Genomic DNA, 6,891 nt, shown 5'->3' with positions numbered 1-6,891 from the left:
GGGTCGTGCAGTTCGCGGGGCTTTCGCAACTGGGCCAGGAGGGAAAGCTCGTTCTCGATGCCGTCGAGATGGAGACGATCCTGCGCCGCCCGACGGTGGCGTCCGACATCGAGCGCATCGGCGCCTTCGTCGGCGGCAAGCGCGTCCTGGTCACGGGAGGCGCCGGCTCCATCGGCCGAACGCTGGTCAAGCGGTCGCTGGAGCTTGGGGCCGACGCCGTGCTGGTCGCCGACAATTCCGAATTCGGCATCTTTCAGTTGAGCCAGTATATCGACGAGAAGCACCATGACCGCCTCAAGGTCCGCATCGTCGATGTCGCGGACCGGCGCCAGATGACGCGTGTCGTCACCGAGTTCAAACCCGACATCCTCTTCCATGCCGCCGCGTTGAAGCACGTTCCGCTGCTGGAGGAGAACTGGGAATCGGCCATCCAGACCAATGTCTTCGGCACGCTTGTCTGCGCCGAAGTCGCCGCCAGGTGCGGCGTGGCGCAATTCGTCATGGTCTCGAGCGACAAGGCCGTCGATCCGACGTCCGTGCTTGGCATGACCAAGCGAGCCGCCGAACAGATCGTCAGCGCCTTGCATGGGACACCGGCCGGCGAGCCGGGCGGGCGCCGCCCCGCCACCAAGTTCATCGCGGTGCGCTTCGGCAACGTCTTCGGCAGCAATGGCTCGGTGGCGACCATATTCCAGGCCCAGATCGAGGCCGGCGGGCCGGTCACCATAACCGACCGGCGCATGACGCGCTATTTCATGACGGTCGCCGAGGCCGTCGATCTCGTCATCATGTCGGCCGCCGATGCCGCGTCGCGGCCGGCCGGCCAGGACTACGCCGTCTACATGCTCGACATGGGCAAGCCCGTGCCGATCCTCGAAGTGGCCGAAACGATGATCCGCATGGCGGGAAAAAGCCCCTATACGGACATCCCGATCCGCTTCACGGGCATCCGGCCGGGTGAAAAGCTGCACGAGACCCTTCACGGCGAAGACGAGGAACTGGTCGAGCTCAGCATCGCCAAGATTTTTGGCCTGAGCACCGATGTCGCGCAGTGGTCGGATGTCCAGGCAGCGCTTGCAGCGCTGCAGCAATCCATGAAGAGCCAGGACAAGGCGGCCTCGCTCACCATCCTGGCCGATCTCGACCGCACGACGAAGACAAGGGCGAACGCGCAGCACGACGCGGTCCCGAAGACGGCCGGGCAGGCGAGCTAAAGCAATTCCAGGAAAAGTGCGCAGCGGTTTTCCGTCCGGAATTGCGTGAAGGCAAAGATGAGCAATTCCAGGAAAAGTGCGCAGCGGTTTCCTCGCGCGGCAAGGCGTTTGACATCGGTGGATAAGACAGATCTGCGTATTGCCGTCCTGATGGCCACGAAGGATGGCGCCGCCTTCATCGACGAGCAGCTGCGGTCGCTGTTCGCGCAGTCGCATCCTCTGATCGACCTTTGGATATCCGACGACGGCTCCGTCGATGGCACGGTTGCCATCATCGAAGCCTGGAAGCCCCGTTGGACAAAAGGCCGGATAAATCTCGTGGAAGGGCCGCGGCAGGGCTTTGCCGCCAATTTCCGGTCGATGATCCTCGACCCGCGCATCGATGCGGATTGCTACGCCTTCAGCGACCAGGACGATGTCTGGGAGCCCGACAGGCTGGAAAGCGCCCTTGGCTGGATGCAGCCATTTGACGCGGCGCAACCGCTGATGTCCTGCTCGCGAACCGCGACCATGACCGAAACCGGGAGTCTGGTCGGCCATTCGCCGCTGTTCAGCCGTCCGCCGTCCTTCCGCAACGCGCTCGTCCAGAGCATTGCCGGCGGCAACACCATCCTGCTCAACCGCGCCGCGCGCGATCTGTTGGCCAGGGCCTCCACCCGCACCGGTTTCGTCAGCCACGATTGGTGGGCCTATCTGATTGTCACTGGTGCCGGCGGTGTCGTCCGCTACGATCCGCGGCCACTGGTACGCTACCGCCAGCATGCGGCGAATCTGGTCGGCGCCAATGTATCGTGGCGGGCACGGATCTCGCGGCTCGGCCGCCTGTTCAAGGGCCAGTTCGCGGACTGGACCGATCTCAATCTTGCCGGCCTCGCCGTCAATCGCGATCTCCTTACGAAGGACGCGCTGGCATGCCTCGACCTGTTCGCGAACGGTCGGCAAGGTAGCCTTTTCCAACGCCTGGGCGCGCTGCGCAAAAGCCGCGTCTATCGACAGACTTTTGCCGGGAGCCTTGGGCTCTATCTCGCCTTTGTGCTGGGTCGTATCTGAATATCGGGAGACCGCTTGGCGCGCTTGGTCAGCAAGGCGACCTCATGCTACGTCGACCGGATTGATGGGCTCGCTCGCGGTTGCCGCGTGAAGCCCTGGCAGGGAGCCCATCGGCCACTCATGACGACAGCCAAGAAAATCTTCGATCTCGCCGGTGCGGCTGTGCTGCTGGTGGCAACCTCTCCCATCCTGTTGCTCGCCATTCTTGCCGTCCGCGCATCATCGCCCGGTCCGGTGATTTTTTCCCAAACGCGGATTGGCCGCGAAGGCGCGCTTTTTCGCTGCCACAAATTAAGGACGATGTACCAGGGAACGCCATCCTTGCCCTCGCATGAAACCCCCGCGAGCGCCGTGACATCGGTTGGAAAGAGCTTGCGGAAATTCAAGCTCGACGAGTTGCCGCAGCTCTGGAACGTCCTTTGCGGCGAAATGAGCCTGGTCGGGCCGCGTCCCTGCCTGCCGACCCAGACGGAACTGATCGAATGCCGCAGGCGGCTGGGGGTTTTGCAGGCTCTGCCCGGAATGACGGGCTTGGCCCAGATCAGGGGCATCGACATGTCGAACCCGCGACTTCTGGCCGACACCGATGCCATCTATCTCAGGACCGCCTCGTTCTGGCTCGACCTTCGCATCCTGTTTGGGACACTCTATCGCGGCTGAGCAGGCCATGCTCCGGAAGCAGAAACCGGTCCTCGGATCAGGGTCAAACAGGAAGCCGGGGCCTTCGGAGCCGCGCCATTTCGGCCAGCCGCTCCAATGTCTCGGTTTCAGGCGCCCAGCCTTCCGAGGCAAGGAGCGAAGGGTCGCATATCTGGGTCGCGGTCAGGCTGTCCCAGAACGTCCGCTTGCCGAGCAGTATGGCGGCCGCCCGCATCGGTCCGGCCGGCATTGTCACCAGGCGCTTCGGTCTGCCGAAACCGCGGCGAAAGGCACCGATGATGGCAGCGACGGAAACCGGCGGCACGTCGCTGGCGGTATAGATCGGACGAAGCGGCTGCGAATGGCAAAGCAGATGCCACACCGCCCCCGCCGCCGATTGCGATGACAGCAGCGAGCGGTTTGCCGTCAGCGCGCCTGTCGGCATCGGCAGAGCCGTATCGGCGAGCCGCATCAGCGTCGCTAGGTTCCCTTTCATGCCGATCCCGTAGACCGGAGGCAGCCGCAATATGGCGGCGTCGGCACGGCCGTGCGAGGCATAGGCGCCCAATACGGCAATTTCTGCTTCGCGTTTCGAGCGCCCGTAGGCGTCCTGCGGTTCGGGGACTGTGTCTTCGTCGATCGTTGCGCTGGCACGCGCACCGATCACGGCCCGGATCGAGGAAAGATGGATGAACCGTCCGCTTGCCTGCGCGGCGGCGGCATGCGCCAGGCGCGCGCTCAATTGCGCATTGGCTGCCAGAAAGTCGCCTTCGGTGGCGTTGCCCTGGTCATTGTTCAGACCCGCGCAATGGACGATATCCGTAACATCCCTGGTCAGCGCCAGGAAAGCCGGGGCAGGTGCATCGAACGCCGGCATCGGCATGGCGTCGGAGCCCGCATCAAGTCTCTCCGGCTGGCGGGAGGCGAGGCGAAGCTCGACACCGGCCTGACGAAGCCGATGGACCACCTGGCGGCCGATGAAGCCCGTCGCGCCCGTAACCAGGACTTTCATTGTCTTGCCCGCACCGGTTACTGGACGACTGGCGGGGGGGCCAGGCTTTCCACCGCTGGTGGAAGGGCTTGCCTTTCCACCAGCGGTGGAAGGGCTTGGTCTTCCACCAACGCAGCTTGGCGGCCACAGGCAAGATATGTTCCCGACACCAGGAAGATCATAAAAACCGAGTCCAGAATGTCATGGCCGATCAGGATGCCCGTCATTCCGGCGGTCAGATAGGTGATCACGAGGGCGACGATCATGGTGGCGCCGAACCGCTCAACCGGATCGGCGCTGTCGCGAAGGACCCGGGCGGCATTTCTGGCGGCAACCACGAAGATCGCCGCCAGCGTCACCGCACCCAGGATTCCCGCTTGCACCAAGGCGGTCAGGAAGCCGTTGTGGAAATGATTGAAACCTTCATCCATCCCGAACTGATCCTGAAAACCCTGCTTGATCAAGAGCCGGGTGGCACCCACGCCATGTCCGAAAAATGGCATCTCCCGAAATGCCTTCAGCCCGATATCCCAAAGGGCGACGCGCGATCCCAAAGCTGTCGTGTGGTCACCATGGGTCAGCGCATCCCAGTCCGAGTGCAGAAATGCGACACGCCCCGCTATCGTCTGGGACCCGAAAACCGCGATCGTGGCTGCGATCGCGGCCAGCAGCAAAAGCACGCGAACGGCATTTCTCCCTCTCAGCTTCTGCTGGTTGATCAGCAGAACGGCGATACCGGTAATCAGCAGTGCCAGCCAGACGATGCGGGTACCGGAGTAGATGATGGCGATCGTTCCGCCGAGTGCAGCGCAGATAAGGGCGATCCTGTATCTCTCTATGCCAGACAGGGCAGCGGCCACGCAGGTCACCACTGCAAGGCAGAGGACCTCAGCGAACACGATCGCATTCCCGGCCCCGCCCTCGGCGCGTATGCCAAGCCGATATTGCTGATAGACCGCCAGCAGCAGCGCTCCAAAACAGGCAGCCATGCTGGCCACCACAATGATGCGGACGAGCGTTGTCTTTTGCGTAATGCTCCAGGTCGAATAGGAGATGGGAAAAAACAGAAAGGTGATCAGCGGAACAAGATGCCGCGCGTCCGTGACGATCGCGTGGTTGACGAGGGACGCCAGGACGTTGCTTGCGCAATAGGCACAGATCGCGATCGTCAGCGCCATCATCGCCCGGTCGACATTGAAGCGTCTTCTCTTCAAGGCGATCAACAGGACGGACCACAGGCCACCGCCATTGAACACGAAGCTGACCACCGACCCCAGGACCGGGGGAGAAAAGAAACAGAGAATGGAGAAGTAGATATTGATCCGCGAAGGCGTGAACTGCTGCCTTATGAATGAAAGCCGGTTCAATTTTCGGACCTGCTATTCTTGAGAAATTTTATGCGGCACATCATGTTTGGTGAAACCGAATGTGCTCGCTTCGAAATTGCCCATGCTCCATCACGCACTTGCCCGCTCTCGAAAAGCGTATAGCGGCTGGGTCGCTGTTTCGATAGTGCGCCCGGATCGATCGCCGCCGAAATCCGGCAGTTGGGGACCGTTGACTCCTGCAGCGTCCCCGCACAACTCTCTCACAGGCAATATTTTTCCTGCCTTTTCCCGACCGGAGGCCGTACAAGCAGAAATTTCCGGGTTTTGCCACAAGCATGGAAAATTCATTCCCGAACGAACCGCTGCCGGGCTCCTCCTGCATTGTTCTGGGCCGTTACGATCTGCTAGAACGCCCGCACGAAACACTTTGTCCAGAAGCGAAGCTTGAACCGGGCGTAAAAGGCTCGATGTTTTGACGTAGGATCTTCTGTTGCAAGGCACGAGAGAACGCTCACGGTCCATGATATCAGCGCTTACGCATCTGCAGCGGCTTGAAGCCGAGTCCATCCACATATTCCGCGAGGTCGCGGCTGCCTTCACCAAGCCGGTCATGCTTTATTCCGTCGGCAAGGATTCGTCGGTGCTGATGCATCTGGCGATGAAGGCGTTCTATCCGGCCAAGCCGCCATTCCCCTTTCTTCACGTCGACACCACCTGGAAATTTCGCGAGATGATCGCATTTCGCGATCAGATGGCCCAGAAGCTGGGTTTTGACCTTCTGGTTCATGTCAACGAAGACGGCGTGCGCGACAACATCAATCCGTTCGATCACGGTTCGAACACCCACACCCATGTGATGAAGACCGTGGCGTTGCGCCAGGCGCTCGACAAATACGGCTTCGATGCCGCCTTTGGCGGCGCCCGTCGCGACGAGGAAAAGTCGCGCGCCAAGGAGCGCATCTTCTCCTTCCGCAATGCCCAGCATGTGTGGGATCCGAAGAACCAGCGGCCCGAAATGTGGAAGATTTTCAACACGCGTATCGCGCAGGGTGAATCGATCCGCGTCTTCCCCTTGTCGAATTGGACCGAGCTCGACATCTGGCAGTACATTCTGCAGGAAAACATTCCGATCGTGCCGCTCTATTTCGCCAAGCGGCGGCCAGTCGTCGAACGCAATGGCATGTTGATCCTCAAGGACGATGATCGCATGAAGCTGCTCCCGGGCGAGGTCGTGGAGGACCGCCTGGTGCGGTTCCGTACGCTTGGCTGTTATCCGCTGACCGGCGCCATCGAATCCGACGCCGACACACTCGAAGCCATCGTTGGCGAGATGCTGACGGCACGCACGTCCGAACGGCAGGGTCGGCTGATCGACCGCGATGAAGCCGGTTCGATGGAGAAGAAGAAGCGCGAGGGGTATTTCTGACCATGCGCCACATCATGGCAAAGAGCCTCGCTCCAACGGACGGCGTCCGCGACTATCTGGCGGCGCAAGAGAAGAAGTCGCTGCTGCGCTTCCTGACCTGCGGTTCGGTCGATGATGGTAAGTCGACGTTGATCGGTCGGCTGTTGTCCGACACCAAGCAGATTTTCGAGGACCAGCTCGCCGCGCTCGAACGCGATTCGCGAAAGCACGGCACGACGGGCGACGACATCGACTTCGCGCTGC

At 61.6% G+C, this 6,891-nt stretch carries 7 protein-coding genes; 5 read left to right on the top strand and 2 right to left on the bottom strand.

All coding sequences use genetic code 11. The features are described from left to right. The 3 genes from EOA36_RS22260 to EOA36_RS22250 all read left to right on the top strand — a co-directional run. Positions 1–1,214: SDR family NAD(P)-dependent oxidoreductase (locus tag EOA36_RS22260; protein ID WP_145969256.1), on the top strand; the 1,214-nt coding region annotated here is incomplete at its 5' end. Positions 1,215–1,331: 117 nt separating this feature from the next. Next, entirely contained in the window at positions 1,332–2,264 is a 933-nt protein-coding gene (locus EOA36_RS22255) for a glycosyltransferase family 2 protein (protein WP_127279447.1), read from the top strand. 120 nt (positions 2,265–2,384) lie between these two features. Beyond that, positions 2,385–2,924, top strand: coding sequence for a sugar transferase (locus EOA36_RS22250; protein ID WP_127279446.1), 540 nt, complete (start codon positions 2,385–2,387; stop codon positions 2,922–2,924). Positions 2,925–2,967: 43 nt separating this feature from the next. Here EOA36_RS22250 and EOA36_RS22245 read toward each other — a convergent pair whose 3' ends face one another. Beyond that, positions 2,968–3,915, bottom strand: a complete 948-nt coding sequence (locus tag EOA36_RS22245; RefSeq protein WP_127279445.1) for an NAD-dependent epimerase/dehydratase family protein — start codon at positions 3,913–3,915, stop codon at positions 2,968–2,970. 17 nt (positions 3,916–3,932) lie between these two features. Next, positions 3,933–5,261 (bottom strand): O-antigen ligase, encoded by a 1,329-nt coding sequence (locus EOA36_RS22240; protein ID WP_127279444.1) that lies wholly within the window; start codon positions 5,259–5,261, stop codon positions 3,933–3,935. Between the two features lie 481 nt (positions 5,262–5,742). Between EOA36_RS22240 and cysD the strand changes: the two genes are divergently transcribed. Further along, positions 5,743–6,648, top strand: coding sequence for a sulfate adenylyltransferase subunit CysD (cysD, locus tag EOA36_RS22235; RefSeq protein WP_127279443.1), 906 nt, complete (start codon positions 5,743–5,745; stop codon positions 6,646–6,648). A gap of 2 nt (positions 6,649–6,650) precedes the next feature. Continuing rightward, on the top strand, positions 6,651–6,891 hold a 241-nt coding region (locus tag EOA36_RS22230; RefSeq protein WP_245464436.1), incomplete at its 3' end, for a GTP-binding protein.

Source organism: Mesorhizobium sp. M8A.F.Ca.ET.021.01.1.1 (assembly GCF_003998025.1).
Lineage (GTDB): Bacteria > Pseudomonadota > Alphaproteobacteria > Rhizobiales > Rhizobiaceae > Mesorhizobium.
This window is presented reverse-complemented; position numbering and strand designations above follow the sequence as displayed.

Bases quoted from the DNA above. Each gene is read 5' to 3' on its own strand.
- EOA36_RS22250 (WP_127279446.1), top strand. From the start codon at position 2,385: ATGACGACAGCCAAGAAAATCTTCGATCTCGCCGGTGCGGCTGTGCTG.
- EOA36_RS22245 (WP_127279445.1), bottom strand. From the start codon at position 3,915: ATGAAAGTCCTGGTTACGGGCGCGACGGGCTTCATCGGCCGCCAGGTG.
- cysD (WP_127279443.1), top strand. From the start codon at position 5,743: ATGATATCAGCGCTTACGCATCTGCAGCGGCTTGAAGCCGAGTCCATC.